Source organism: Micromonospora inaquosa, assembly GCF_003857055.1.
In the GTDB taxonomy this organism is placed as follows: domain Bacteria; phylum Actinomycetota; class Actinomycetes; order Mycobacteriales; family Micromonosporaceae; genus Micromonospora; species Micromonospora inaquosa.
Map to the genome: position 1 here is coordinate 31,385 of NZ_QGSZ01000325.1, position 23,783 is coordinate 55,167.

23 protein-coding genes and 1 tRNA gene are annotated in these 23,783 nt (G+C 71.5%); 10 read left to right on the forward strand and 14 right to left on the reverse strand.

The window, feature by feature from the left end:
* Positions 1-43 precede the first annotated feature (43 nt).
* The 3 genes from DLJ59_RS29620 (at position 44) to DLJ59_RS29630 (ending at position 4,194) form a co-directional block, all read left to right on the forward strand.
* Positions 44-1,618 carry a bifunctional NAD(P)/FAD-dependent oxidoreductase/class I SAM-dependent methyltransferase gene (locus DLJ59_RS29620; protein WP_124776711.1) on the forward strand — a complete coding sequence of 525 codons (1,575 nt, stop codon included), beginning with the start codon at positions 44-46 and terminating at the stop codon, positions 1,616-1,618.
* 244 nt (positions 1,619-1,862) lie between these two features.
* A complete protein-coding gene (locus tag DLJ59_RS29625) occupies positions 1,863-3,497 on the forward strand; it encodes a coiled-coil domain-containing protein (protein ID WP_124776713.1) in 1,635 nt (544 codons plus the stop codon).
* Positions 3,498-3,624: 127 nt separating this feature from the next.
* Positions 3,625-4,194 (forward strand): DinB family protein, encoded by a 570-nt coding sequence (locus DLJ59_RS29630; protein WP_124776715.1) that lies wholly within the window; start codon positions 3,625-3,627, stop codon positions 4,192-4,194.
* A gap of 27 nt (positions 4,195-4,221) precedes the next feature.
* Here the strand turns inward: DLJ59_RS29630 and DLJ59_RS29635 are convergent, their stop codons facing one another.
* Positions 4,222-4,692 carry a hypothetical protein gene (locus DLJ59_RS29635; RefSeq protein ID WP_124776717.1) on the reverse strand — a complete coding sequence of 157 codons (471 nt, stop codon included), beginning with the start codon at positions 4,690-4,692 and terminating at the stop codon, positions 4,222-4,224.
* Between the two features lie 130 nt (positions 4,693-4,822).
* On the reverse strand, positions 4,823-5,365 hold the full coding sequence (locus DLJ59_RS29640) for a YbhB/YbcL family Raf kinase inhibitor-like protein (protein ID WP_124776719.1): 543 nt from the start codon (positions 5,363-5,365) through the stop codon (positions 4,823-4,825).
* A gap of 143 nt (positions 5,366-5,508) precedes the next feature.
* On the opposite strand from DLJ59_RS29640, the gene DLJ59_RS36480 reads away from it, so the two are divergent.
* Positions 5,509-5,664: a hypothetical protein gene (locus DLJ59_RS36480; protein WP_158630926.1), complete on the forward strand. Its 156-nt coding sequence runs from the start codon at positions 5,509-5,511 to the stop codon at positions 5,662-5,664.
* 51 nt (positions 5,665-5,715) lie between these two features.
* A complete protein-coding gene (locus tag DLJ59_RS29645) occupies positions 5,716-6,897 on the forward strand; it encodes a low temperature requirement protein A (RefSeq protein WP_124776721.1) in 1,182 nt (393 codons plus the stop codon).
* Between the two features lie 63 nt (positions 6,898-6,960).
* On the opposite strand, the gene DLJ59_RS29650 is transcribed toward DLJ59_RS29645, so the two are convergent.
* Positions 6,961-7,047: transfer RNA gene (locus tag DLJ59_RS29650), tRNA-Ser, on the reverse strand.
* A gap of 161 nt (positions 7,048-7,208) precedes the next feature.
* Between DLJ59_RS29650 and DLJ59_RS29655 the strand changes: the two genes are divergently transcribed.
* The gene (locus DLJ59_RS29655) at positions 7,209-8,207 is read left to right on the forward strand and encodes an NAD(P)H-quinone oxidoreductase (protein ID WP_124776723.1); all 999 of its coding nucleotides are present in this window, start codon (positions 7,209-7,211) and stop codon (positions 8,205-8,207) included.
* Positions 8,208-8,234: 27 nt separating this feature from the next.
* On the opposite strand, the gene soxR is transcribed toward DLJ59_RS29655, so the two are convergent.
* The gene (gene soxR, locus DLJ59_RS29660) at positions 8,235-8,708 is read right to left on the reverse strand and encodes a redox-sensitive transcriptional activator SoxR (RefSeq protein WP_124776725.1); all 474 of its coding nucleotides are present in this window, start codon (positions 8,706-8,708) and stop codon (positions 8,235-8,237) included.
* Positions 8,709-8,830: 122 nt separating this feature from the next.
* The gene (locus tag DLJ59_RS29665; protein WP_124776727.1) at positions 8,831-9,538 is read right to left on the reverse strand and encodes a glycosyltransferase family 2 protein; all 708 of its coding nucleotides are present in this window, start codon (positions 9,536-9,538) and stop codon (positions 8,831-8,833) included.
* Positions 9,539-9,661: 123 nt separating this feature from the next.
* On the opposite strand from DLJ59_RS29665, the gene DLJ59_RS29670 reads away from it, so the two are divergent.
* Positions 9,662-11,926: a glycosyltransferase family 39 protein gene (locus DLJ59_RS29670; protein WP_244236298.1), complete on the forward strand. Its 2,265-nt coding sequence runs from the start codon at positions 9,662-9,664 to the stop codon at positions 11,924-11,926.
* A 187-nt stretch (positions 11,927-12,113) separates the two neighbouring features.
* Complete coding sequence (locus DLJ59_RS29675) at positions 12,114-13,715, forward strand: ricin-type beta-trefoil lectin domain protein (RefSeq protein WP_124776729.1); 1,602 nt, start codon at positions 12,114-12,116, stop codon at positions 13,713-13,715.
* A gap of 48 nt (positions 13,716-13,763) precedes the next feature.
* Here DLJ59_RS29675 and DLJ59_RS29680 read toward each other — a convergent pair whose 3' ends face one another.
* The 6 genes from DLJ59_RS29680 to DLJ59_RS29705 form a co-directional block, all read right to left on the reverse strand.
* The gene (locus tag DLJ59_RS29680) at positions 13,764-14,363 is read right to left on the reverse strand and encodes a hypothetical protein (RefSeq protein ID WP_124776731.1); all 600 of its coding nucleotides are present in this window, start codon (positions 14,361-14,363) and stop codon (positions 13,764-13,766) included.
* A 56-nt stretch (positions 14,364-14,419) separates the two neighbouring features.
* A complete protein-coding gene (locus tag DLJ59_RS29685; protein ID WP_124776733.1) occupies positions 14,420-15,886 on the reverse strand; it encodes a sensor histidine kinase in 1,467 nt (488 codons plus the stop codon).
* Entirely contained in the window at positions 15,879-16,571 is a 693-nt protein-coding gene (locus tag DLJ59_RS29690) for a response regulator transcription factor (RefSeq protein ID WP_124776735.1), read from the reverse strand. The genes DLJ59_RS29685 and DLJ59_RS29690 overlap by 8 nt, the downstream gene beginning before the upstream one ends.
* Before the next feature lie 90 nt (positions 16,572-16,661).
* Positions 16,662-17,168: a hypothetical protein gene (locus DLJ59_RS29695; RefSeq protein ID WP_124776737.1), complete on the reverse strand. Its 507-nt coding sequence runs from the start codon at positions 17,166-17,168 to the stop codon at positions 16,662-16,664.
* A 111-nt stretch (positions 17,169-17,279) separates the two neighbouring features.
* Entirely contained in the window at positions 17,280-18,293 is a 1,014-nt protein-coding gene (locus DLJ59_RS29700) for a phosphotransferase family protein (RefSeq protein ID WP_124776738.1), read from the reverse strand.
* Between the two features lie 82 nt (positions 18,294-18,375).
* Entirely contained in the window at positions 18,376-19,548 is a 1,173-nt protein-coding gene (locus DLJ59_RS29705) for a thiolase family protein (protein ID WP_124776740.1), read from the reverse strand.
* Between the two features lie 98 nt (positions 19,549-19,646).
* On the opposite strand from DLJ59_RS29705, the gene DLJ59_RS29710 reads away from it, so the two are divergent.
* Positions 19,647-20,075, forward strand: a complete 429-nt coding sequence (locus tag DLJ59_RS29710) for a PH domain-containing protein (RefSeq protein WP_124776742.1) — start codon at positions 19,647-19,649, stop codon at positions 20,073-20,075.
* On the opposite strand, the gene DLJ59_RS29715 is transcribed toward DLJ59_RS29710, so the two are convergent.
* Both DLJ59_RS29715 and DLJ59_RS29720 read right to left on the reverse strand, forming a co-directional pair.
* Positions 20,068-20,979, reverse strand: a complete 912-nt coding sequence (locus DLJ59_RS29715; protein WP_124776744.1) for a rhomboid family intramembrane serine protease — start codon at positions 20,977-20,979, stop codon at positions 20,068-20,070. The genes DLJ59_RS29710 and DLJ59_RS29715 overlap by 8 nt on opposite strands.
* Positions 20,980-21,067: 88 nt before the next feature.
* Complete coding sequence (locus DLJ59_RS29720; protein WP_030331635.1) at positions 21,068-21,598, reverse strand: peptidylprolyl isomerase; 531 nt, start codon at positions 21,596-21,598, stop codon at positions 21,068-21,070.
* Between the two features lie 84 nt (positions 21,599-21,682).
* Between DLJ59_RS29720 and DLJ59_RS29725 the strand changes: the two genes are divergently transcribed.
* Entirely contained in the window at positions 21,683-22,462 is a 780-nt protein-coding gene (locus tag DLJ59_RS29725) for a hypothetical protein (protein ID WP_124776746.1), read from the forward strand.
* A gap of 103 nt (positions 22,463-22,565) precedes the next feature.
* On the opposite strand, the gene corA is transcribed toward DLJ59_RS29725, so the two are convergent.
* Positions 22,566-23,714 carry a magnesium/cobalt transporter CorA gene (corA, locus tag DLJ59_RS29730; protein WP_124776748.1) on the reverse strand — a complete coding sequence of 383 codons (1,149 nt, stop codon included), beginning with the start codon at positions 23,712-23,714 and terminating at the stop codon, positions 22,566-22,568.
* Between the last annotated feature and the right edge of the window lie 69 nt (positions 23,715-23,783).

Consider the following 23,783-nt stretch of genomic DNA (forward strand, 5'->3'; position numbering starts at 1 on the left):
TGGTGGGCGCAGCCGACAGAGCAAGCAAGAGGGAGACAAACCAATGGACGAGACATACGACGTGGTGGTGGTGGGCGGCGGCGCCGCCGGGCTCAGCGGCGCCCTGGCGCTGAGCCGCGCCCGCCGATCGGTCCTGGTGATCGACTCCGGTGAGCCGCGTAACGCGCCGGCCGACCGGATACACAACTACCTGGGCCGGGAGGGGACGCCGCCGGGCGAGCTGCTCGCGGTCGGCCGGGCCGAGGTGGCCGGGTACGGCGGGCAGTTCCGCACCGGACTGGTGCAGACCGCGACCCGGGACGACGACGGGTTCAAGCTGAGCCTCGACGGCGGCGAGTCGGTGCGGGCCCGGCGGCTGCTGGTGACCACCGGGCTCACCGACGAACTGCCCGACGTGCCCGGCCTGGCGCAGCGGTGGGGTCGCGACGTGCTGCACTGCCCGTACTGCCACGGCTGGGAGGTGCGCGACCGCCGGATCGGCGTCCTCGCGACCGGACCGCTGGCCGTGCACCAGGCCGAGATGTGGCGACAGTGGAGCCTCAGCGTGCTACTCCTGCTGCACGACGCCCCGGCGCCGGACGCGGAGACCGCCGAGCGGCTCGCCGCCCGGAGCATCGCGGTGGTGCCGGGCCCGGTCGCCGCCGTGGAGGTGACCGACGACGCGCTGACCGGGGTACGGCTCGCCGACGGGCGGGTGGTGGCGCTCGACGCGCTCGTGGTGGCGACGCGGCTGACTCCCCGCGTCGACCTGCTGGTGGGGTTGGGTCTGGCCCCGGAGGAGGTGACGATGGGTGAGCATGTCATCGGTGCCCAGATCCCGGCCGACGCCACCGGCGCGACCAGCGTCCCGGGTGTCTGGGTGGCGGGCAACGTGGCCGACCTCCGCGGTCAGGTGATCACGTCCGCCGGGGCCGGGTTGAACGCGGCCGCGGCGATCAACGCCGACCTCATCGCCGAGGACACCCGCGACGCGGTGGCCGCGTACCGGCAGTTGGTGGCCACGACGTTCGAGGAGCCGGCGTGGGAGGAGCGCTACCAGTCCCGCCCCTCGGTGTGGAGTGGCCGGCCGAACCCGCAACTGGTCGCCGAGGTCACGGACCTGGCCCCCGGGCGCGCGCTGGACGTGGGTAGCGGTGAGGGCGCCGACGCGGTGTGGTTGGCCGCGCGCGGCTGGCAGGTGACGGCGGTGGACATCTCCAGCACGGCGCTGAGCCGGGCCGCCGCGCACGCCGAGACCGCCGGCGTCGGCGACCGGATCGAGTTCACCCATGCCGACCTGCGGGACAAGCCGCCCACCGAGGAGGCGTACGACCTGGTGTCCGCGCAGTTCATGCACCTGCCCCCGGAGCAGCGGCGGGAGTTGTTCGGCAGGCTGGCCGCGGCGGTGGCACCGGGCGGCGTCCTACTGATCGTCGGGCATCACCCGTCGGACCTGTGGGGGGCGGCGCACCGGATGCACATGCCGGAGGCGATGTACACCGCCCAGGACGTGGCCGCCGATCTGGACCCCGCCCGCTGGGAGGTGCTGACGGCGGAGGAACGCTCCCGCCCCGCCACCAACCCCAACGGCGAGGAGATCACCCACCACGACGCGGTCCTCGTCGCCCGCCGACGCTGACCCGCCCCCGTCGACCTGCGTCGATCATGGAGTTGTGCTGGATGACAAAGGTGGTGGAGCACCACCTTTCCGGCACCACGAGTCCGTGATCGGCGCGGGAACGGGGGAACGCGGGGCGACAACGTGAGAGGTGGTGGGGCAGGACTTCGCACGAGGTGCGCTCGGCGGTAGCGTTGCGCCACACTGACGGCCCGTGGGGCAGGCGACCGCCGACCCTGACGCCCGATCGTACGGAGGATGGTGCATGTCCATCGGCGCTGAGCCGCACGCAGCACGCGACGATGCGGCCTCCCGGCCGAGCTTCGAGCTCGCCCTGCGCGGATACGACAAACGCCAGGTGGACCGGCACCTGGAGCAGCTCGACGGTCAGATCGCGATGCTGAGCGGAGAGCACGGGCGCTCCGCCGTCCGGGTCCGAGAGTTGACCGCCGAGGTGCAGCGGCTGCGTGCCGAGCTGGCCGAGCTTCAGGAGCAACCCGTGCAGGTGGACCGCGCCTCGTTCCACGACCTGGGCCCGATGGTCGGCGAGATCATGGCACTCGCCGAGAAGCAGGCCGGGATGATCACCGAGTCGGCCACCGACCGGGCGAACGAGCTGCGCAGCGAAGCTGAGCGGATCCTCGCCGACACCCGTGAACGGGCCGCGCAGGCCCGTCAGGACCTGGCCGAGGAGTTGGCCGCCCGGCGGGCCGAGCAGGAGCAGGCCCACGAGGAGCGGCGCACCCTGGCCGAGGCCGAGTTGACCGCGATCCGCGAGCACGCCGAGCAGTTGCGGGCCGACGGTGAGAGCGCGCACGAGCGCGCCCAGCACGAGGCCAAGCGGATCACCGAGCAGAGCGCGCAGCAGCTCAACCAGACCCGGGTCGCCGCCGACGCGCTGATGAAGTCAGCCCGTACCCAGATTCAGCAGGAACTCCAGTCGGCCCGCGCCAAGAACCAGCAGGAGATGGCCCAGTGGCAGGCCAATGTGGAGCGAGAGGTCAACGAACGGCGTACCGCAGCCGAGCAGGACATCGCCGAACAGCAGGCCGCCGCTGAGCAGGAGTTGGCCGAGCAGCGCAGCGCGACCGAGCAGCAGATCGCCGCGTTGCTGGCCGAGGCGCAGCAGCATGTGACCGAGCTGCGCAACCGCGCCGACGAGCAGGCCGCCAGCCACCAGCAACAGCTCGCCACCTTGCAGAAGGAGCTCGCCGAGCGCCGGCAGGAGGCCGCGGAGCTGCACGCCGAACTGGACACCGGCCGCCAGCAGCTCGCCGAGATCCGCCAGGAGGGCGAGACGCTGGAGAACGAGCTGTCCCGGATGCAGCAGCGGCTCAGTGAGGTCCGCCGGGACCTCACCGCCGAAAGCGCCCGGCTGGACGAGGCCCGCCGGGCCGGAGACTCCGCCGAGCGGCACGCCAAGGAGGTCCGCGCCCGCGTACAGCGGGAGGCCAAGCGGGTGGCCGACCTCGCCGCCGCCGCGGTCATGGCAGCGGCAGCCGGCGGTACGGAGACCGCGGAATACCCGATGGTCGGTTCCCGCTCCAGCGCCGACCGACCCACCCCCGAGCGGGTAGGCGTCGAGCGGCTCAACCTCGACCGCGTCGCCGTCGACCGGCACCCCGCCGACCGACCCACGGTCGACGACGCGGACGCCGACCGCGCCCGCGTCGACAGTGGCCCTGCCGACCAGGCCCCGACCGAGCAGGTGAACGGCGAGCACGGTGGCGCACCGGCAACGGACGAGTCGGTGACGGACGACAGCACGGCCGCCCCCGAGGTGAGCGCCGACGACGCCGAGCCGACCTTCCCTCGGCACATCGGCACGGACACACCCACGCCCGTACCGTTCATGGCCTTCGGGCAGCCGGTCAGTGAGAACGGTGCCGCCCGGCACTGACCTCAGCAGCGGTTGCACCCGGGCCCGGAGCGAATCCGCGCGGGCCCGGGGCGGCCGGCCCGGTCGTCGTTCAACGACCCCACCAGCCGGGTCGCAGCCGGGTCTCCGTCGTACGTAGTGTGCGGAGATGACAAGAAGCGAGCGACTCGCGGACCAGTTGGACCGGCACTGGCACAAGAACCTGCGTCCGCGGCTGAACGGTCTCGCCGATGAGGAGTACTTCTGGGAGCCGGTGCGCGGCTGCTGGAGCATCCGTCCACGTGGCACGTCTGTCGCACCGATGTCAGCAGGTTCGGGGGAATGGACGGTGGACTGTGCGTCCGCTGACCCGGCGCCGGCCCCGGCGCCGGTGACCACGATTGCCTGGCGGCTGGCGCACATCATCGTGTCCTGCCTGGGCTATCGGGTCGGATGGCACTTCGGCGGCCAGGACGTCGACTCCCAGACATTCGCCTACGCGGGGACCGCTGACGAGGCGCTGAAACAGCTCGATGAGATGTATGGGAGATGGAACGCGGGGGTCCGCGCGCTCTCGGACGCGGACCTGGAAAATCCGCCCCCGGTGGGTCCCGAGCGGTTTCCCATGGAGGGCATCATCCTGCACGTCAACCGGGAGCTGATCCATCACGGCGCCGAGATTTCCCTGCTGCGCGACCTCTACCGCTGGCAGGACGCGGCCGAACCGCGCCGAATATGACGTGTCGTCGTTGAACGACCCCGCCACTCAGGAGGGAGGTTGGACTGACCGAGCGAGGCAGCTCCGCAGCTCAGCGACTTCATCCTCGGTGAGGACGGGAGCGAAGTCGAGGTACTCGCTGGGGTGGACGCCGGTGCCGGAGCCGGGCACCGTGACGAACCAGGCGCCCTCGTGGTCAAACCAGTGCGCCTGACCGGCCAGACCAACGTCGAGGGATTCCCCGCCGGTGGAGTCGCCGGTTGCGACGATGCGCACCCACTGCCCGTCGCGCCCGTACGGCGGCTGAGGGATCACTACGTCCAGGAGGGCCTCGGCGATCTGATCCACCGGCACGCCGAACAGGCGGGCGGCACCCTGGCGTGCGACAGTGCGCACCTCCCGCAGGCTGCCGGTGGCGCCGACCAGCACCTCCCCGTCAGGTCCTTCGACCAGCACCGCGTACGACCGGTCCGGCTCATGGCGGGCCCGTGCACGAAACTGCGGCGGAATGTCAAACATCCACCAATGATCCCCCACCAGGCTCGCCGAACTATCCCTTCTTCGCGATCTTGCACTTCCTGTCGTCGTTATGCCCTGCTATGTCAGGGATGCCGGGACAGTAAGTGCAAGATCGCTGCGGCTGGAGGGGTTACTCCTTGATCTGGTAGGTCGGGCGGATCACCGCACGGGCCAGGGTGTGGAACGTGAGGTTGAAGCCGACGTACGCCGGGCTGGAGCCCGGGGTCAGGTCCAGGCTGTCGACGTCCAGGGCGTGCACCGCGAAGACGTACCGGTGCGGACGGTCACCGGGCGGCGGAGCCGCCCCGCCGTAACCCTGATCGCCGTAGTCGTTGCGGACCGAGAACGCCCCACCGAGGTCGGTGCCCGCCGCGCCGCCAGCCCCGCTGGGCAACTGGGTGACGCTGGCCGGCACGTTCACCAGCACCCAGTGCCAGAAACCGCTACCGGTCGGTGCGTCGGGGTCGTAGCAGGTCACCGCGAAGCTCTTCGTCTCGGCCGGAAAATCCGACCAGGTCAGCTGCGGCGAGACGTTGTCACCCCCGGTGCTGCCATGCGCGTGCCGGGCGTCCATCGGCTCGCCGTTCTGCACGTCGTCGCTGGTCAGCGTGAACGAGGGCAGCGTCGGCAGCAGCTCGTACGGGTCCGGGGCGATCGGTCGTTCCAGGGTCATGGGGACGTGTCCTTCCGATGTGCGGAGATACCAGCCCCTTCATACCCCGCCACGGCCGTCTCGACGACCGGAAGTACGCGCTGACCGATTGTGGTTTCGCGAAGCTACGTTTGAGTTCGGGCAACGTTCCGCAGGGGGACATCGTGGCCGGCATCTGGCGGGATTTCGTGGTAGCCGTTGTCACCGCGCTCCGCCGCCGGGACGAACAAGCCATCGCCGACGAACGCCGACGCGCGGTCGAGCGGCTGGCCGAGGAGACGATCCGCCAGCAGCGGCGAACCACCGACCCGCCGGAGTGATCCGGACACGCAGCACCGGACCACTTCGCGACTGACGGCCAAGATGACCTGATGGGGCGGATTTTCGGGGCACGACCGAGGGTTACCCCGGAGACACACCGACCCATTCTGTTCGAGATCTTCTTTGACCTGGTCTTCGTCTTCGGGCTCATCCGGGTCACCACGTTCATGAGCCAGCGGCCCGCTCCGGTGACCCTGACGCAGGGATTCCTCGTACTCCTGCTGCTCTGGATTTCCTGGTTGGTCTACTCCTGGCTGGGCAACCACGTCCGGATCGATGTCGGGTTGATCCGTGCCGGCGTCACCGTCGCGATGGCGGCCGTCTTCCTCGTCGCTCTCGTCATCCCCGACGCCTGGAGGACCGGACCGGGTACGACGGGATCCCGGCTGATCCTGGTGCTGGCCTACATCGCGCTTCGAGTTGTCGATCTGGTTCTCTTCCGCTGGGTGGCGGCGGGCGACCGGCAGCTGCGCAGGACAATTCGCCTCTACTCCCTCTCTACCGCGCTGTCCTGGGTTCCACTCGTCCTCGGCGCCGTGTTCGGCGGCACCGCACAGATCCTGCTCTGGGCGCTGGCCCTCACCATCGACATGGGCGGCGGGGTGGTCTCCTCGATGCTGAGCGGGTGGCCCGTACTCAGCCCCGGCCACTTCGCCGAGCGGCACAGCCTCGTGGTGATCATTGCGCTCGGCGAATCCCTGATCTCGGTCGCCGCCGGCGTCGGGATTCAGCGGATCCGTGGACCGATCCTGCTGGCCGCGCTCCTCACCCTGGGTGTCACTGTGTGCCTGTACTGGCTCTACTCCGCGAGCGCGGCAACCTCCAAGCACGCGCTGACGACGGAGTCCGGGCTGCGGCAGGCCCACGTGGGTGCCGACGCCTACAGCGTTGCCCACTTCCCGGTGCTCGCCGGGACCATCTATGTGGCATTGGGAGTCGAGCAGGTGCTGGCCGGCCTGGCACATGAGGAGCCCCACGGCATCTCGGATTGGATGCCCGCCGTCGCGTTGTTCGGCGGGACCGCCCTGTTCCTCGCGGGCCGGGCGGCGTTCCTGAGTCTCAGCGTCCGGTGCGTACGACCGGGGCAGTTCGTCGCTCCCGTCGTGGCGCTGCTGTTGCTCCCCGTCGGGCGTCACCTGCCCGGCCTGGCCGCGCTCGGCCTGCTCACCGCGTTCCTCGCCGTGCTGCTCAGCTACGAAACACGGGCCAGGCGATCGACTCAGGCTCGGTGATGTCGGGGTGTCCCAGGAGTCCTGACACCCCGACTTCCGGGAAGTCGAGTGGATCAAGATGGGCGGAGGGTGTGGGATTCGAACCCACGAAGACATCGCTGCCTTACCGGTTTTCAAGACCAGCGCCATCGGCCACTAGGCGAACCCTCCTGGGCCGTCACCCGCAGGCGTACGGCCACGCATAGTCTGCCACGGCTCGCTTCGGGCGGCCCGGCGTCCCTCCCCGGTGCGCCGGCCAGGAGTCCTGACCCGTCCACTGTGGGCTGGAGGGTGCGCCTGCGGCACCCGGTGCGATCGGGAAGACTGGGCCCATGCGAGCCATCACGATTCCGGAGCCCGGTGGTCCCGACGCGCTGGTCTGGGCTGAGGTGCCCGACCCGGAGCCGGGCCCCAACGAGGTGATCGTGGAGGTGCGGGCCAGCGGGGTCAACCGCGCTGACCTGCTGCAACGGCAGGGGCACTACCCGCCGCCGCCGGGCGCGTCCGCGTACCCCGGGTTGGAATGCTCTGGGGTGATCACCGTGGTTGGCGCGGAGGTCGCCGGGTGGGCGGTCGGGCAGCAGGTCTGCGCGCTGCTGTCCGGCGGCGGTTACGCGGAGCGGGTCGCCGTGCCCGCCGGGCAGTTGCTGCCGGTGCCGGCGTGCGACCCGGTCGACGCGGCGGCGCTGCCCGAGGTGGCCTGCACGGTCTGGTCGAACCTGATCCAGGTGGCCCGGCTCGGCGCGGGCGAGACGCTGCTGGTGCACGGCGGGGGCAGCGGGATCGGCACCTTCGCTATCCAGTTCGGGGCGGCCCTCGGCGTGACAGTGCTGACCACCGCGCGGGAGGCCAAGCACGCCCGGCTGCGCGAGCTGGGCGCGGCGCACATGATCGACTACCGGGGGCAGGACTTCGTCGAGGAGGTCCGGCGGATCACCGACGGGCGCGGCGTGGACGTCATCCTCGACATCATGGGCGGGTCCTACCTGGGGCGGAACGTCTCCGCGCTGGCCACCGGCGGTCGCCTCGTGGTGATCGGGATGCAGGGTGGGCGCAAGGCCGAGCTGGATCTGGGCGCGCTGCTGACCAAGCGGGCGAGCGTCACCGCGACGTCGCTACGGTCCCGTCCGCTCGCGGAGAAGGCGGAGATCGTCCAGGGCGTACGGGATGACGTGTGGCCGCTGGTCGAGGAGGGCCGGATCCGGCCGATCGTGGACCGGCGGCTGCCGATGACCGAGGCGGCCGAGGCCCACCGGCTCGTCGAGTCGAACGACCACTTCGGCAAGGTGCTGCTGACCCGCCCGCCGGGTGGCGGGTCGGCCGTCAGCTGAGCGAGCCCGAACCAGGCAGGTCGGCCGTCAGCCGAGCGAACGTGCCGGGGTGGGGGCGTCCGTCGGTCGGGGCAGCACCAGCCGGGCACCCGGGCCCTCGCCGGCCAGCGTGTCGCCCGGGTTGTTGAGCGTGCAGCGCTGCAGGGACAGGCAGCCGCAGCCGATACAGCCGTCCAGGTCGTCGCGGAGCCTGCTGAGCAGGCGGATTCGTTCGTCCAGCCGGCTCCGCCAGCTCGCCGAGAGCCGCGCCCAGTCCTGCGGGCTGGGGGTGCGGGCCTCGGGGAGCGAGTCGAGTGCCTCCCGGATCTCGTCGAGCGAGACACCGACCTGCTGGGAGATCCGGATGAAGGCGACCCGGCGCAGCTCGGCGCGGGCGTAGCGGCGCTGGTTGCCGCCGGTACGGTCGGCGCGGATCAGCCCGAGGCGCTCGTAGTAGCGCAGCGCCGACGGCGCCGCCCCGGAGCGGGCGGACAGCTCACCGATCGTCAGAAGGTCCGGCATCACCAAATCCTTGAGTTGAAGTGCACTTCAACTCAGAGAGTAGTGCCGTGACATCGCAGTGACCACCGACAGCAGTTGGACGCCGACGACCCTGCGGCGGTCGATCAGCGCGGCCCGAAGGGTCAGTTGGTGGCTGAGACGGCGGGGCGGCGGCGAGCGCGCTCGCGGCCGAGGATCCAGATCGCCTCGACGCCGTCCTTCCAGGTGATCTTCTTGCCCTCTTCCCGGCCGCGCGCCCGGTAGCTGATCGGCACCTCGTACGGCCGGATCCGGCGACGCAGCAGCTTGCCGGTCACCTCGGCTTCCATGCCGAAGCCGCGCGAGCGCACCTCAAGCGAGCGGTAGAGCGCCACCGGCATCAGCTTGAAGCAGGTCTCCAGGTCGCCGATGTACGAGTTGAACAGCACGTTCGCCGCCATCGTGACGCCCTTGTTGCCCATCACGTACCAGAAGCTGTAGGCGCTGTGGCTGCCGAAGGTGCGATTGCCGTAGACCACCGTGGCCCGCCCGTCGAGCACCGGGTCGAGCAGCTTGGGGATGTCCTGCGGGTCGTACTCCAGGTCGGCGTCGAGGATGACCATGTAATCGCCCTCGGCGCTGTCGACCGCCGTCTTGATGGCGGCACCCTTACCGGCGTTGCGCTGGTGGGTGATGACCCGCAGACGTGCGTCGTCGGCGCGGCCGAGGACCTCGCCGGTGCCGTCCCGGCTGCCGTCGTCGACAACGACCAGCTCGACCTCACAGGGGTAGTCGACCGCCAGTGCCTGCTTGAGGGCATCCGCGATGCGTTCTTCCTCGTTGTAGACCGGCATGAGGATCGAGAGCTTCACGGGGATCTCCACGGTGGCGGCAACACGTCGGCCATAGCCTAGCCTGGTTGGTTTGTTCACCGCCTACCGCCACTGCGGGGCGGTAGGCGCTGCGGGTTCAGATCCATGGTGTTTACTTCCGCCATGTCGGCTGCCGGCTCCCTGCTCACGGTGGTTCCAGTTGCCGCGGTGCTGCTGCTCACCGTCGCGGCGAGACCACGCGGGGTAGGTGCTGTGGCACCGCTGCGGCTCGCGGTGGTGCGCGCCGTCCTGATCGGCGGGGCGTACGCGGTGCTCGTCGTCGAGGTGCTCGGCGCGTCGCACGCGCTGACCCGGCCCGCGTTCGTCGTCGCCTGGCTGCTCTTCCTGATCGCCGCCGCGACGGCGGCCGGTGTGCGCTGGCGACGAGCGGCCCACCTCGGGCAGGAGTCCACGGCCGCGCCGCAACCGGTCGGCGCCGCGCCGCGGCCGGTGCCGGTCGGCGCGGTGGTGTCCGGCGGCAGCCCCGACGTGTCCGCCCAGGTCGCCGAGCGCGGCGAGCCCGACCGGGCGCCGGCCCGGGTCGGTCGAGGGCCCGCCGACCTGCTCGCGGTGGCGGTCGACACCTGGCGTACGGCCCGACCGGGTGAGCGCCTCCTCGCCGGCACGATCGGCGGGCTGGTCCTGGTGGAGCTGCTGGTCGCGCTGCTGGCCGAGCCGAACAACTTCGACTCGCAGACCTATCACCTGCCGAAGGTGCAGCACTGGGTGGCCCAGGGTGACCTGGACTTCTGGCCCACGGCCATCCACCGGCAGGTGACCATCCCGCCCGGAGCCGAGTACCTGCTGCTGCACCTACGCCTGCTCACCGGCGGGGACCACCTGCACAACCTGGTCCAGTGGGCGGCCGGAGTGGTCTGCCTCCTGGTGGCCGCCCGGATCACCGCCCAGCTCGGCGGTGGCCGGCGGGCCCAGTTGCTCACCGCGTTCGTGTTGGCGACCACGCCGATGGTGGTGCTCCAGGCGACCAGCACGCAGACCGACCTGGTCTGCGCGGCGTGGGTGGCCTGCGCGGCGACCCAGGCGCTGGACGGGCTGCGTCGACGGACCGGCTGGGGCACGCTGCTCGGGCTGGGGGCGGCCGCCGGGCTGACCGCGGTGACCAAGACCAGCGGCCTGATCGCTGTCGGCCCGCTGCTGGTGCTGTGGGGGTTGGCCCAACTGCGGTTGGCCCGGGCCGAGAAGGTGGCAGCGGCGGCCGATGGCCCGGCGCCGGCTGGCGACGGTCGGCGGTCCTGGCTGGTCGGCGGGCTGGCCCGCACTGTCGGCGGTTCGGTGCTGATCCTGGTGGTCGCGGCAGTGGTGGTCGGCCCGTTCCTGGCCCGGGTGACCGCCGAGTTCGGGCACCCGCTGGGGCCACCCCGGCTGCGCGAGTCCATCCCGATGGAGCGGCACGACCCGGCGTCGATAGTGGTCAACGCGCTGCGGATCGGGCACACCGCGTTCGACACGCCGCTGGCGCCGCTGCGCCGGGCCGGCGCCGAAGTGATCATCAGCGGTGCCGAGGCGATCGGGGTCGACCCGCAGGACCGTGCGACCACCTTCGGTCGGGAGCTCTTCCCGGAGCCGGCCTGGTATCCGGACGAGGACCGGGTGGCGTTTCCGCTGGCCGGGGTGTTGGCGGTGATCGGCGCGGTGATCGCGCTCGGCCGGCCACGGCAGATCGCTCCCGACCGGGCCGGGTCGCTGCGGGCGTACGCGGTGGTGGTGCTGACCGCCGTGCTGCTGCACACCGTGATGATCAAGTGGCAGCCGTGGGGCAATCGTCTGCTGCTCTACGCCGTGGTGCTCGCCGTGCCCCTCGCCGGCCTCTGGTTGGACGCGCTCTTCCGCCGCCGCGCGGGTGACGCCACACCCGCCGTGGGTGACGCGGCTGCCACCGGCGCGTCGATGAGTGGTCGTGGACGTCGTTCGGTGGCCACCGTGGCCGCCGTTACCGTGCTGGCCACCTCGGCGTTGGCCGGGGTGCTCGCGCTGTCGTACGGCTTCCCGCGCCGGCTGGTCGGCGCCGGCTCGGTCTTCACCACCTCGGACTGGGACACCCGGTTCCTGCGCCGGCCGCAGTGGGCCGACGAGTTCCGCTGGGCGGCGACCGCGGTCCGGGACAGCGGTGCGCGCCGGATCGGGCTGGTGCAGCAGAACGACAACTGGGAGTACCCGTGGTGGCTGCTGCTGCGGCAGCCCGACGGCGACTCACCTGATTTGGTGGCGTTGCAGTCGGTACTGCCGGAACGACCGCCAGCCGATCCCGCCTCGGTCGACGCGATCGTCTGTACCGGCAGCAAGGCGGCCTGCGCGAAGCTCGTCCCGGCTGGTTGGCGGCTGGAGTTTCGCGGGTACGTCGGCTACGCCCTGCCGCCGGGCCGCTGAGCCAGCAGACCGGTTCAGCACGAGGCCCCAGGGCCGTCGGTCGCTGACCAGAGGCCCGGATAGTCCGATCCGGGCGGTTCTGCATTCCGCGCGCAAGGATCCGAAGCGCATTCACATCCGTTGATCCGCACGTTACCGTCTGGTAACTCAATCGACGTCCCGCGATTGAGCCGAAAGGAGTGCGTCGATGCCTGCAATCCCCGCCAGGCCCGAACGCGCGACCCGACGACGGGCCATCACCGTCGCCGTCGCCGTCGCCGCTCTCGTCCTACCGATGCTCGCCGGACCGGCCACCCCCGCCAGCGCCGCCGACCGACCGACCGTCCAACCACTCCCCGCCAACCTCGAAGCCATCCGGGCCGCCGAAGCGACCGCCCTCTACGGCAGCCCGGCGATCCGCCCGATCGAACAACGCCGCACCGCGCTGATCACCATGGGCGACAGCGAGATCTCCGGCGAAGGGGTCGGCAACTACGTCCCCGGCACCCACCAGGACGGCAACTGGTGCGACCGCTCATACGACCAGGCGGTTTTCCGCACCGGCATCGCGTCGGACGCGCAGTACAACATCGCCTGCTCCGGTGCCACCCCCTGGAACCTGATCGCCGGCGGCCCGACCCAGCACAACGAGCTGAACCAGGGCGACTACCTGGGCATCAAGGCCCGCAACACACACGTGAAGCTGATCTGGGTGGTGGTCGGCGCGAACGGTGACGGCACCATCCAGTTCGGTCCCGTCGCCACCGACTGCGCCGTCCGCCGGGTGTTCTTCCAGGGCGCCTGCTACCCCACCTACACCGACCAGTGGACGATCCGCACCGACGGCAGCCGGCAGGCCGTGGAGTCGGCGCTCACCGACATCCGGCAGACCATGACCAACGCCGGCTACCTACGGTCGGACTACGAGCTGGTGCTGATGTCGTACCCGAGCCCCGGCAGCCCCGACGTGGAGGACAACCCCAACTTCCCCGGCTGGTACTCCGGCGGCTGCCTGCTCTACCTGGCCGACGCGGCGTTCGCCCGGAACAAGGCGGTGCCGATGTTCGAGTCGGCGCTACGCTCGGCCGCCGCGAACACCGGCACCCGCTACCTGGACGCCAGCCGGCTCTTCCACGGCCATGAGGTGTGCACCGACAACACCTCGGTCCGCGGCCTGTACATCGAGCTCGGCATCTGGAACGAGAACGCCGCCCGCCAGTCGTTCCACCCCAACGCCCGTGGGCACGGCATGTTCGCCCAGTGCATCACCCAGTTCTGGAACTCCGGGCAGACGCGGGCCAGCTGCGTCGACCCGGCCAGCACCGGCGGTGGCGTGCTCTACCCGGGGCTGCTGGAGTTCAAGCAACTGCGCAACGTCGCCACCGGCACCTGCGTCGACGGCAAGGGCTACGACTCCCGCAACGGCACCGTGCAGCAGCCGTACTCCTGCCATGGTGGGCGCAACCAGGGCTTCTGGTACGACTCGGGCCGGCGGTCGCTGCACTCGGAACTGTCCCACGACCGCTGCCTGGACGTCGCCAACAGCTCGATGACCGCCGGCACCGCGGTCAACATCTACGACTGCAACGGCACCGGCGCGCAGCAGTTCGTCTTCGTGGGTAACCAGATCAGGCCGGCGAACGCCAACAACCTCTGCGTGGCGTTCGACAACCCGCTGCTCGGCAGCTCCCGCCTGCGGTTGGCGACCTGCTCCAGCAGCACCCGGCAGCAGTGGTCGTTCGAGGCCCGTACCGCCGCCAACCCGGTCGGCTACGGTCACGACGACTTCATCGGCTCCCGCGTCTACTGACGGGAACGCGTCCAAGGGGGCCCTGGCGCCGGCCAGGGCCCCCTTCGCTCACTTGGCGCGAGGGATGAGGATGAGCCGGGCCACGCCCCTGTCGCCGTCCTTCGCGCCGGCGACACCGAGCGTCGCGCCGACCTTGACCTCGCTCGGCTGCACGGTGGCCCGGCGCTCGACCACCCGCAGGTCGTCGCCGAAGGTCCAGACCATGGTGAAGCCGTCGGTGGACTTGACGGTCATCGAGTCACCGTCGATCGCGGTCACCTCGCCGCGCTGCACGGCGACGGTGCGCGTACCGCCGTCCTTCGCCTTCACCACCGCCTCACCGTGCACTGTGTTCTTGCGCAACAACACGCGGGCCTGGCGGCGCTTGCGCCACTCCTCGCCGCGCTTCTCCCGGGCCTTCTCCTGGGCGCTGGGGGGCGCACCCGGCGTCGGGGTGGCCGGTGCGGCGACGGTCCGTACGTCCAGGTCGTCAGCGTCGAAGCCCATCGCGGCCAGCGCCTGACCCTCGACCCCCATCGCGGCGGCGACCTCGACGGCCGCCTCCCGGGCCGGCTGGCTGGCCACCTCGGCCGCGCTGCAACCGCTGACGCCGAGCGCGACCGCTGCGAGCAGTGCCGTGGTGCTGGTGGCGAAACCCCAACGTGGCATGACTGTCCCTCTCGTCAGTGAAGCCCGCAGCCTTCCCGGGAACGACGAGCGGAGCGTCAGGCCGATGTTCGGGTCAGGTAAGGATCGCCGGGCAGCCGGACCGTGAACGCGGCACCACCCTCCGGCGCGTGCCCCGCGACGATCTCCCCGCCCAACCGGCGGACCAGCCCGGCGGCCAGCGCCAACCCCAACCCGCTGCCCACCTTGCGCACCCCCCGGTACCGCTCGTGCAGCGCACCGCGTTCGAACGCCACCGCCAGGTCGTCGTCGGTGAAGCCGGGCCCACCGTCGCGAACCTCCAACACGCCGCCGTGCGCCGGGTCCGCGCCGGCCGCCCGGACCGCGAGCACCACCGGCGACCCCGGGGGTACGACCCGCAGCGCGTTCTCCAGCAACCCGTCCAGCACCTGCCGGATCCTCCCCGGATCGGTGTACCCGGGCACCGGCTGACCGGGCGTCTCCACCCGGAACGGCACGCCCACCGCCGCGCACCGGCCGGACCAGGTCGGCTCCGCGTCCACTGCCAGTTGGGTCAGGTCCACCGGCACCGGTTCAAGGGGGAAGTCGGCAGCCTCCAGCCGGGCCAGTGCCAGCAGATCACCGATCAGCCGGTCCAGGTGTTGCGCCTCGGCCAGCACCGTCCGACCGGTGTCCACCGTGTCGTCGGCACCGAGCACCCCGTCGGCGAGCGCCTCCGCGTACCCCCGGATCGCGGTCAGCGGGGTGCGCAGCTCGTGTGAGACGGAGAGCAGGAACTCCCGTTGCCGGCCCTCGCTGGTGGCCAGCGCGGCAGCCAACCCGTTCAACGCCTCGGCCAGGTCGGCGACCTCGTCCGGCGGCTCGACCGGCACCCGCACGGCGCGGTCGCCCGCGCGCAGCCGGGCGGCGGCGGTGGCCGCGACGCGGATCGGCCGCGCCAACCGGCGGGCCAGCAGCAGCCCGGCCACCACACCGGCGGTCAACCCGGCCAGCAGCGGCAACCAGAGACTGAGCAGCACCCGGGCCCACAGCCCGGTGGCCAGGGGGCGGGAGAGCACCACCCCGTTGCCGCCGGCCAGCGCCCGACCCTCGACCAGGGCCCGCTCACCGTTGACCGGGCGGCGAGCCGACACGTTGCGGCCCTGCCCGATCCGCTGCACCACCCGGGGAGGCAGACCTGACCGGTCGACGGCCCCACGCCGGATCAGGTACGCGTCGATGCCCTGGTCTCGCAGTTGTTGGATGAGCCGCTCCTCGTCGGCGCCGCGACCCCGGTCGAGGCGGGTCCGCAGCACCTCGGCGGCGAGCCGGGCCTGCGCGGCGAGCGCCTTCTGCTCGCCCCGCTGCGCGCCATGGATCGCCAACGGCACCGCGACGAGGGCGGTGACCAGCACCGACACCAGCGCCACCGCGCAGGTGACGAGCACCGCGCGGGCGGTCAGCGTGCTGCCGAATCGGCCTCGTCGCGGTGCGGCCGGCGGGCCGGTGCCGACCACCGGCAGGGCCATGGTCGGCGACTCGACGTGGCCGCGGTGATCAGGCATCGACCGCGTACCCCACCCCGCGATGGGTCCGGATCACGCTCGCCGGGCCGAGCTTCGCGCGCACCTGGGCGACGTGCACGTCCACCGTCCGCGTGCCGGCGTGCGCCGCGTAACCCCAGACCCCGGCCAGCAGCTCTTCCCGGGTGAAGACCCGGCCGGGCCGGGCCATCAGGTGGGCCAGCAGGTCGAACTCGGTGGAGGTGAGCTGCACCGGGGCGCCCGCGGCGGTGACCGTACGGCGGGCCGGGTCGAGCGTCACCGGGCCTACGACACGTGGCCGGTCCGCGCCCTCCGGGCCGCCGGCGGTTCGGCGCAGCACCGCGCGCACCCGGGCGACCAGCTCCCGTGGGCTGAACGGCTTGGTGACGTAGTCGTCGGCGCCCAACTCCAGGCCAACGATCCGATCCACCTCGTCGTCGCGGGCGGTGAGGAAGAGGACCGGAGTCCAGTCGCCGGCCTCACGCAGTCGGCGGCAGATCTCGGTGCCGGGCAGGCCCGGCAGCGCGATGTCCAGCACGCAGGCCACCGGTCGCAGCCGGCGGGCCGCGCTCAGACCGGCCTCGCCGTCACGTTCGAGGTGGACGCCGAACCCGTCTCGGGTGAGGTAGAGCCGGACCAGGTCGGCGATGGCCCGCTCGTCCTCCACGACGAGGACGAGCCCGCGATGCGGCGGTTCGACGGTCACCGGCCCATGATTGCCGACTCGGTGTGCTCGGTGCGATCGGCGCGTGTTCGAGTTCGGTAAAGGCGGTGCGACGCCCGGTGAGGCGTCAGCTCACCAGGACGGAGCGAACATCCCGGGCCGCGCCACGGCCGGTGTGTCACCGATGCTGGCGACGACCCGCGCGCCGGTCGGCCGCAGGCGGGTCCGGAACGCCTGGTTGAGCAACGCGTCGAGCTGCCAGACCTGCTTCGGGTGGCTGGTCCGGATCAGGAACCGCTCTCGGATCCCGTCGATCGCGGTGGCCGCCATCTCAACCGACTGCAGCCTCGGGTCCGGGCTCCAGGTGACGTTGCTGAGTTCGCGAAGCTCGGTGTTGAGGTGCAGACGCAGTCGGTGCAGGAGGCGGGTCTGCTGGGTCACCACCAGTCGGCGGTGCGTGAGCAGTAACAGGTAGTCGCCGGTGACCGGGCGGTCGGGGCGGCTGCAACGGGTGACCAGGATGGTGGCGTCACCGGAGCCGACGCAGCGTCGGAAGACCGGCATGTGCCGGCTCACCGTCTGCACGGCCAGGCCAGCCTCAGCGGCGGCCGGGAGGAACGTTCGGGAGAAGACGTCCATGACCTGCCCAACGACCTCCCCAGTGGGGTGACGCGGGTCACGGAGGTTTTTTGGAAGTTCCACGCCGCCTGTCGCACTGCCTGTCCGATTTTCGACTCGGACGGGTAGTGGTCAGACGTTGGGCTGAAGTGGACTGGCGGCGAAGAGCTCCTCCAGCCAGCCCGGGACCGCGTCGGCGTACTCGGCGCGGGACTCGGCCGCCGTGTCCAGTGCTCGACGCCAGGAGAGCGACCGACTCACCGGCCCCAGGCCGACCGCGAGGTCGGCGGCCTCCACGAGGGTCCGCCGGTCGTACCGCTCGGTCCACGCCTCCAGGTAGGCGTCGCGCAACCGAACCAACTGGGCGTCGTCGGCGGCGAGGTTCCTGGCGTGCCCGATGGAGCGCAGGGTCACCAGCAGCGTGCCGAACGGGTGCGCCACCGAGGCGTCACCCCAGTCGAAGTAGCGGTAGCCGTCCCGACCCGCGAAGACGTTGCCGTCGTGCAGGTCGTCGTGTTGCACGGTGGCCGGGATGCCGATGTCGGCGAGCCGGCGGCACCGCTGCGCGTACGACGGCAGCTCGGCCCGCAACCGCTCGTGCATCTCCGGGCTGAGCCCGCCCTCGGCACCGATCAGCAGCGCCCCGCGATCGTCGAGCAGTTCGACGAAGAGGTCGGCCAGCACCTCCGGACGCTGATCCGGCACGCCCAGGGCGATCAGCTCGTCGGCGCGCGGCGCGCTCGCCAGTTGCAGCGCCGCGTACCCGGGCAGCGCCCGCTCCCAGTGCGCCAGATCGGGGTCGCGCGCCAACACGTCACGCAACGACTCGCCGCCGTCGGGCAGCAACGACCAGCCCTGCGCCGGGTCCACCGCGATCGGCGTCAGCACCCGATCGGGCGTCAACTCGGCGAGCGCCGCGATCAGGACCGCCTCGTGCAGGGTGCCCGGGTTGTTGGCCTTGAACCAGACCGGGCCATCATCGGTGGGCACCCGCCAGACCATCGACCAGGGCCGCACCCGCGGCTCCACCGGCCCGGTCACCCGCCGGCCGGCCCGGCTCAGCTCAGCGTCGACCCAGGACCGGGCGCGCACCTGCCACTGCTCGCTGGACCAGTCGGCAGCGCGCTCACCGGGGATCGTCGTCACGCTGGGCACCTTAGGCGGCCCTCCCGGGTCGCGGCCACGTCTTTTCCCACCGCGCGACCGCGCGCCCTTTTTCGACCGCGCTTCAGACCAACTCGACGATCGTGGCGTTGGCCATGCCGCCGCCCTCGCACATGGTCTGCAGGCCGTAGCGGATCCCGTTGTCCCGCATGTGCTGGAGCATGGTGGTCATGATCCGGGCACCGGAGCCGCCCAGCGGGTGACCGAGGGCGATCGCCCCGCCGCGCGGGTTGAGCCGCTCCGGGTCGGCCTCGGTCTCCGCCAGCCAGGCCAGCGGCACCGGCGCGAACGCCTCGTTCACCTCGTACACCCCGATCTCCTCGATGCCCAGCCCCGCGCGGCGCAGCGCCTTCGCGGTGGCCGGGATGGGTGCGGTGAGCATGGTGACCGGGTCGTCGGCGGCGACCACTGCGGTGTGGATCCGGGCCAGCGGGCGCAGGCCGTGCCGGCTGGCCCAGTCGGAGGTGGTCACCGCGAGGGCGGCGGCGCCGTCGGAGATCTGGGACGCGGAGCCGGCGGTCACCACGCCGTCGGCGCGGAACGGGGTGGCCAGCTCGCCGAGCTTCTCCAGGGACGTCTCCCGGCGGATGCCCTCGTCGGCGGCGAACTTGCCGCCATCGGCGAGCGGCACCGGGGCCAGCTCCGGGTCGAACGCGCCGGCGTCCTGCGCGGCGGCTGCCTTCTCGTGGCTGGCCAGCGCGAACTCGTCGAGCTGGGTACGCGACAGGCGCCACCGCTGGGCGATCAGCTCGGCACCGACCCCCTGGTTGAACGGCAACGGCGCGTCGTCGGCGAAGCCCTCGACGCCCCGGTAGCGGGCCCGCAACTGGTCACTGAACGGCGTACCGCCGGCCACACTGGAGCCCATCGGCACCCGGGTCATCGACTCGACGCCACCGGCGACCACCAGATCTGCCTGGCCGGAGAGCACCGTCGCGGCGGCGAAGTGCAGGGCCTGCTGGCTGGAGCCGCACTGCCGGTCCAGGGTGGTGCCGGGCACCGCCTCGGGCCAACCGGCGGCGAGCACGCCGTTGCGGGCGATGTTCCAGGACTGCTCGCCGACCTGGGACACACAGCCCCAGAAGACGTCGTCGACCTGGGCCGGGTCGAGCCCGGTGCGCTCGGCGAGGGCGCGCAGGACGTGCGCCGAGAGGTCGACCGGGTGGACGCCGGCGAGGCTGCCCTTGCGCCGCCCGACCGGGGTCCGCACCGCGCCGACGATGACCGCGTCACTCATGTTTACTCCCCGGTAACTTGGGCTGCCCCGATCCTACGTCGTCAATCGACAGGTCGTCCGCCCAGGCGGTACCCGAGCACCGCTGGCATGCTGGGCGGGTGGACGAGACCCCCCCGGTACGACAGTGGCGAGTGCCGTCGAGCCTGCCGGCGGCGAAACTGGCCGGCGCCGTCCTGCTCGTCGCGCTCGGGCTGCTCTTCGCCGACGGCGACCCGGTCCGCCTGACGTTGGCCGTCCTGGCCGCCGCCGCAGTGGCCGGCTGGGCGGTACGTGACCTCATCGCGCCGGTCCGGTTGGCGGTTGACCCGGCGGGGCTCACCGTCATCCACGGCTTCGCGGGCCGGCGGCTGCTGCCCTGGTCGGCGGTCGAGGCCATCGCCGTCGACCGCCGGCCCCGACTGGGGCTGACCAGCGAGACCCTGGAAATCGACGCGGGCAACTCGCTGCACCTGTTCGGCCGGTACGACCTGGGAGCCACCCCGGAAGAGGTGGCCGCCGCGCTGCGGGCCGCCCGCCCGGTCAGCTGAGCAGCTGGGCGGTCCGGAAGAGCACCAGCGCGAGCAGCACCGCCAGGATGATCGCCCCGCCGGCGACCTGCACCAGCGTCCGCCGGCCACGCGGGGCGTACGCGAGCACCAACGCCATGGCCCCACCGACCACCAGGCCACCCAGGTGCCCGGGAATCGAGATGCCGGGAACGGTCAACGTGAACACCAGGTTGATCACCAGGATCGGGATCACCTGCGAGATGTCCCGGCCCAGCTTGCGCTCGATGATGATCAGCGCGGCGAAGAGACCGAAGACGGCCGTGGACGCACCGGCGGTGGCCGAGTTCTGCGCGCTGAACAGGTAGGCGGCGACGTTACCGCCGAGGCCGGCGATCAGATAGAGCGCGGCGAAACGCGCCCGCCCCAGGTTGGCCTCCAGCGAACGGCCGAGCACCCAGAGCGCCCACATGTTGAGCAGCAGGTGGATCACGCCGTAGTGCAGGAACATCGCGGTGACCAGCCGGTACCACTGGCCGTCGGCGACGCCGCCGAGCGTGCCGTCGGGAAAGACCGCCAGCCCGAGCACCGAACCCCAGTTGGTCAACGGCGTACTGCCGCCCATCAGACCGCCGAAGCCGGAGCCGCCCACCGCCGCGTCCCCACCCCGGTCGGAGGCGATGGAGAGCAGCATGAGCAGCACGTTCAGCCCGATGAGCGCCTTGGTGACATAGCCGTGCCGGCCGGCCGTACCGCCGCCGAAGGCGGTACGCGCCGGCCGAACACTGCGACGCCCCTCGTTGACGCACTCCGGGCACTGGTGCCCGACCGACGCCTCCCGCATGCAGTCCGGGCAGATCGGCCGGTCGCAGCGGGTACACCTGACGTAGGTCTCCCGGCCGGGGTGCCGGTAGCAGACCGGGGTGGTCGGCGGCGACTCGCTCACCGGGCCGACCCTCCGTTCGCCACCGCGCGGTCCACCGGCCGTGCTCCGGAGCGCTCAATCATGCGAGCAAAGGTACCTCGCCCGTCGCTCAGGAAGCGGACCGCTCGATCTCGACCCGCTCGATGACGACGTCCTGGAGCGGACGGTCGCTCGGACCGGTCGGGGTGTTCGCGATCGAATCCACGACCTTCACCGACTCCTCGTCGGCGACCTGGCCGAAGATGGTGTGCCGGTTGTTGAGGTGCGGCGTCGGGGACACGGTGATGAAGAACTGCGAACCGTTGGTGCCCGGTCCGGCGTTCGCCATCGCCAGCAGGTAAGGACGGTCGAACCGCAGCTCCGGGTGGAACTCGTCGGCGAACTTGTAGCCCGGTCCGCCCCGACCGGTACCGGTCGGGTCGCCCATCTGGACCATGAAACCGCTGATCACCCGGTGCGAGATGGTGCCGTCGTAGTACGGACCGTTGCCCGGCTGACCGGTGCGCGGGTCGGTGTACTCACGGTTGCCCTCGGCCAGGTCGACGAAGTTGCGGACGGTCTTCGGCGCGTGGTTCGGGAAGAGCTCCAGCCGGATCGGGCCAGCGTTGGTGTGCAGGGTGGCGTAGACAGCCTCGGCCACGGGTACTCCTCACTCGTTGGTCAGTTCCATGCGGATCCTCCCATGTGCCCGATCTGGCATCGCGGAGGCATCCGAAGGTGGAGGATGACGAAGGAACAACTCCCAGGAGGTAGGACCGTGTTTGGATTCGGGCGGCGGCAGTCCCAGGCGCAGCTGGCCAAGGCCGAGCTGAACCAGAGCATCAGCCACCTGATGCTGGCAGCCAACCACGCCGCGAAGGGCGCGGGCGCGACCGTTGGCCCGCGGGTCCAGGTGGCCCGGGGCTACGTCGGGCCGACCGCGGTGAGGGTACGCGAACGCGCGGCGACCGGCTGGGGGACGACTCTCACCACGCTGGCACCGCTGGCGGCGGCTGCTCGTGACGGCGCCGCACAGGCAGGGCCGCTGACCAGAAAGGCCAAGTCGAAGACCATGCGGATCACTGGTAAGAAGAAGCAGCCGCGTCGTCGCGGCTCGATGATGACCGGCCTGTTGGCGGCGGGGGCCATCGCCGGCCTGGCCGGCGCGGTGGCGTTGCGTCGCCGCCGGGAGCAGCAGGAGTGGGCCGAGTACGACCCGACCCGCGGCACCCTGGAGCCGATGCGCGACGAGGTCGACTCGATCGAGGTACGGACGCCGTCCACCGCCCGGGGTTCCGACGGTTCCGCCATGTCCGGCGCGGCGGGGATGACCGGCGCGGGCAGCTCGGCGGTGGCCGGCGGTGCCAGCGCCAGCACCACCGCCCCGGCCAAGCAGACCGGTGTCCGCCCGACCGACAAGGTTCCGTCGGTCGCCGAGGGCGCCACGGAGGTCTCCGGTCGGCCGACCGACGACCTCACCAAGGCGCTGGGCAAGGACACGGCCCGCACCAACGGCCGCCGCTGAGGTCAGTGGCAGCGCATGAAGCGCCGACGGGTGGGCCCATCCACTCGTCGGCGCTTCCGCGTCACGGTCAGAGCCAGCCGTTGGTCAGAGTCAGCCGTTGCGGTCAGAGCCAGCCGTTGCGGCGGAACCAGCGGTAGAGGGCCAGCGAGACGCCGAGCATGAGGGCCAGGACGACGGGATAGCCGTACGTCATCTTCAGCTCGGGCATGTTGTCGAAGTTCATCCCGTAGATGCCGGCGATGGCGGTCCACACCGCAGCGATGCCCGCCCAGGCGGCGATCTTGCGCATGTCGTTGTTCTGGTCGACGGTGACCTGGGCCAACCGCGCCTGGAGGATCGAGTTCAGCAGGTCGTCGTAGGAGTTCACCTGTTCCACGGTGCGGCTCAGGTGGTCCTGCACATCCCGGAAGTACTTGCGGATCTCCTTGGGCACGTCCCGGTTGACCTGCGAGGTCAGCGTCATCAGCGGCCGTTGCAAGGGCACCACCGCCCGCTTGAACTCCACCAGCTCGCGCTTCATCTGATAGATCCGCTGGATCCGCCCGTGGCCGTGCCGGTCGAAGACCTCCGCCTCCAGCATGTCCAGGTCGTCCTCGATCTGGTCGGCCACCTCCAGATAGAGGTCGACCACCCGGTCGGTCACCCCGTACGCCACTGCCCACGGACCGTGCAGCAGCAACTCCTGCTTGGTTTCCAGGTCGGCGCGGATCGGGGCGAGCCGGCAGGCGTCCCCGTGCCGGACGCTGATCACGAAGTTCGGGCCGATGAAGAGCATCACCTGCCCGGTCTCCACCACCTCGGAGTTCTCGGTCAGCTCGGTGTGCTCGCAGTAACGGGCGGTACGCAGCACCAGGAAGACGACATCGCCGAACCGCTCCAGCTTGGGGCGCTGCTCGGCCTTGACCGCGTCCTCGACCGCCAGCTCGTGCAGGCCGTAGGTCTCCGCGATGGCGGTCATCTCGGCCAGCTCCGGCTGGTGCAGGCCGATCCAGACGAAGCCGTGCTCCTCCCGGCGGGCCGCGGCCAGCGCCTCCGCGTACGTCCAGTCGCCGGGCTGCCGCTTGCCGTCGACGTAGAGCGCGCAGTCGACCACCGCGCTGCGGCCGGTGCCGGTCGGGGCCGGGGCGGGCGGCGAGCCGTCGGCGTTGAGGATCCGGGTCATCGCCCGCACCGGGGAGGGCCACGCCCGAGGTCGCAGGACCCGCCCGGTGGTCGACGGTGCCGTCCGGTCCCGCTCTGTCCGATCCGTCATCGCGTCACCTCCCGCGCTCAGCCGCGGCTTGCAGGCTACGCCGACTGCGGTCGAGGACCGGTGTGACGG

Excerpts from the sequence above, each read along its gene's own strand:
- corA (WP_124776748.1), bottom strand. The coding sequence starts at position 23,714 with ATGACGGATCGGACAGAGCGGGACCGGACGGCACCGTCGACCACCGGG.
- DLJ59_RS29640 (WP_124776719.1), bottom strand. The coding sequence starts at position 5,365 with ATGACCCTGGAACGACCGATCGCCCCGGACCCGTACGAGCTGCTGCCG.
- DLJ59_RS29635 (WP_124776717.1), bottom strand. The coding sequence starts at position 4,692 with ATGTTTGACATTCCGCCGCAGTTTCGTGCACGGGCCCGCCATGAGCCG.
- DLJ59_RS29680 (WP_124776731.1), bottom strand. The coding sequence starts at position 14,363 with ATGCCACGTTGGGGTTTCGCCACCAGCACCACGGCACTGCTCGCAGCG.
- DLJ59_RS29630 (WP_124776715.1), top strand. The coding sequence starts at position 3,625 with ATGACAAGAAGCGAGCGACTCGCGGACCAGTTGGACCGGCACTGGCAC.
- DLJ59_RS29645 (WP_124776721.1), top strand. The coding sequence starts at position 5,716 with ATGGGGCGGATTTTCGGGGCACGACCGAGGGTTACCCCGGAGACACAC.
- DLJ59_RS29695 (WP_124776737.1), bottom strand. The coding sequence starts at position 17,168 with ATGGACGTCTTCTCCCGAACGTTCCTCCCGGCCGCCGCTGAGGCTGGC.
- DLJ59_RS29705 (WP_124776740.1), bottom strand. The coding sequence starts at position 19,548 with ATGAGTGACGCGGTCATCGTCGGCGCGGTGCGGACCCCGGTCGGGCGG.
- DLJ59_RS29655 (WP_124776723.1), top strand. The coding sequence starts at position 7,209 with ATGCGAGCCATCACGATTCCGGAGCCCGGTGGTCCCGACGCGCTGGTC.
- soxR (WP_124776725.1), bottom strand. The coding sequence starts at position 8,708 with ATGCCGGACCTTCTGACGATCGGTGAGCTGTCCGCCCGCTCCGGGGCG.
- DLJ59_RS29725 (WP_124776746.1), top strand. The coding sequence starts at position 21,683 with ATGACGAAGGAACAACTCCCAGGAGGTAGGACCGTGTTTGGATTCGGG.
- DLJ59_RS29685 (WP_124776733.1), bottom strand. The coding sequence starts at position 15,886 with ATGCCTGATCACCGCGGCCACGTCGAGTCGCCGACCATGGCCCTGCCG.
- DLJ59_RS29670 (WP_244236298.1), top strand. The coding sequence starts at position 9,662 with ATGTCGGCTGCCGGCTCCCTGCTCACGGTGGTTCCAGTTGCCGCGGTG.
- DLJ59_RS29675 (WP_124776729.1), top strand. The coding sequence starts at position 12,114 with ATGCCTGCAATCCCCGCCAGGCCCGAACGCGCGACCCGACGACGGGCC.
- DLJ59_RS29625 (WP_124776713.1), top strand. The coding sequence starts at position 1,863 with ATGTCCATCGGCGCTGAGCCGCACGCAGCACGCGACGATGCGGCCTCC.
- DLJ59_RS29620 (WP_124776711.1), top strand. The coding sequence starts at position 44 with ATGGACGAGACATACGACGTGGTGGTGGTGGGCGGCGGCGCCGCCGGG.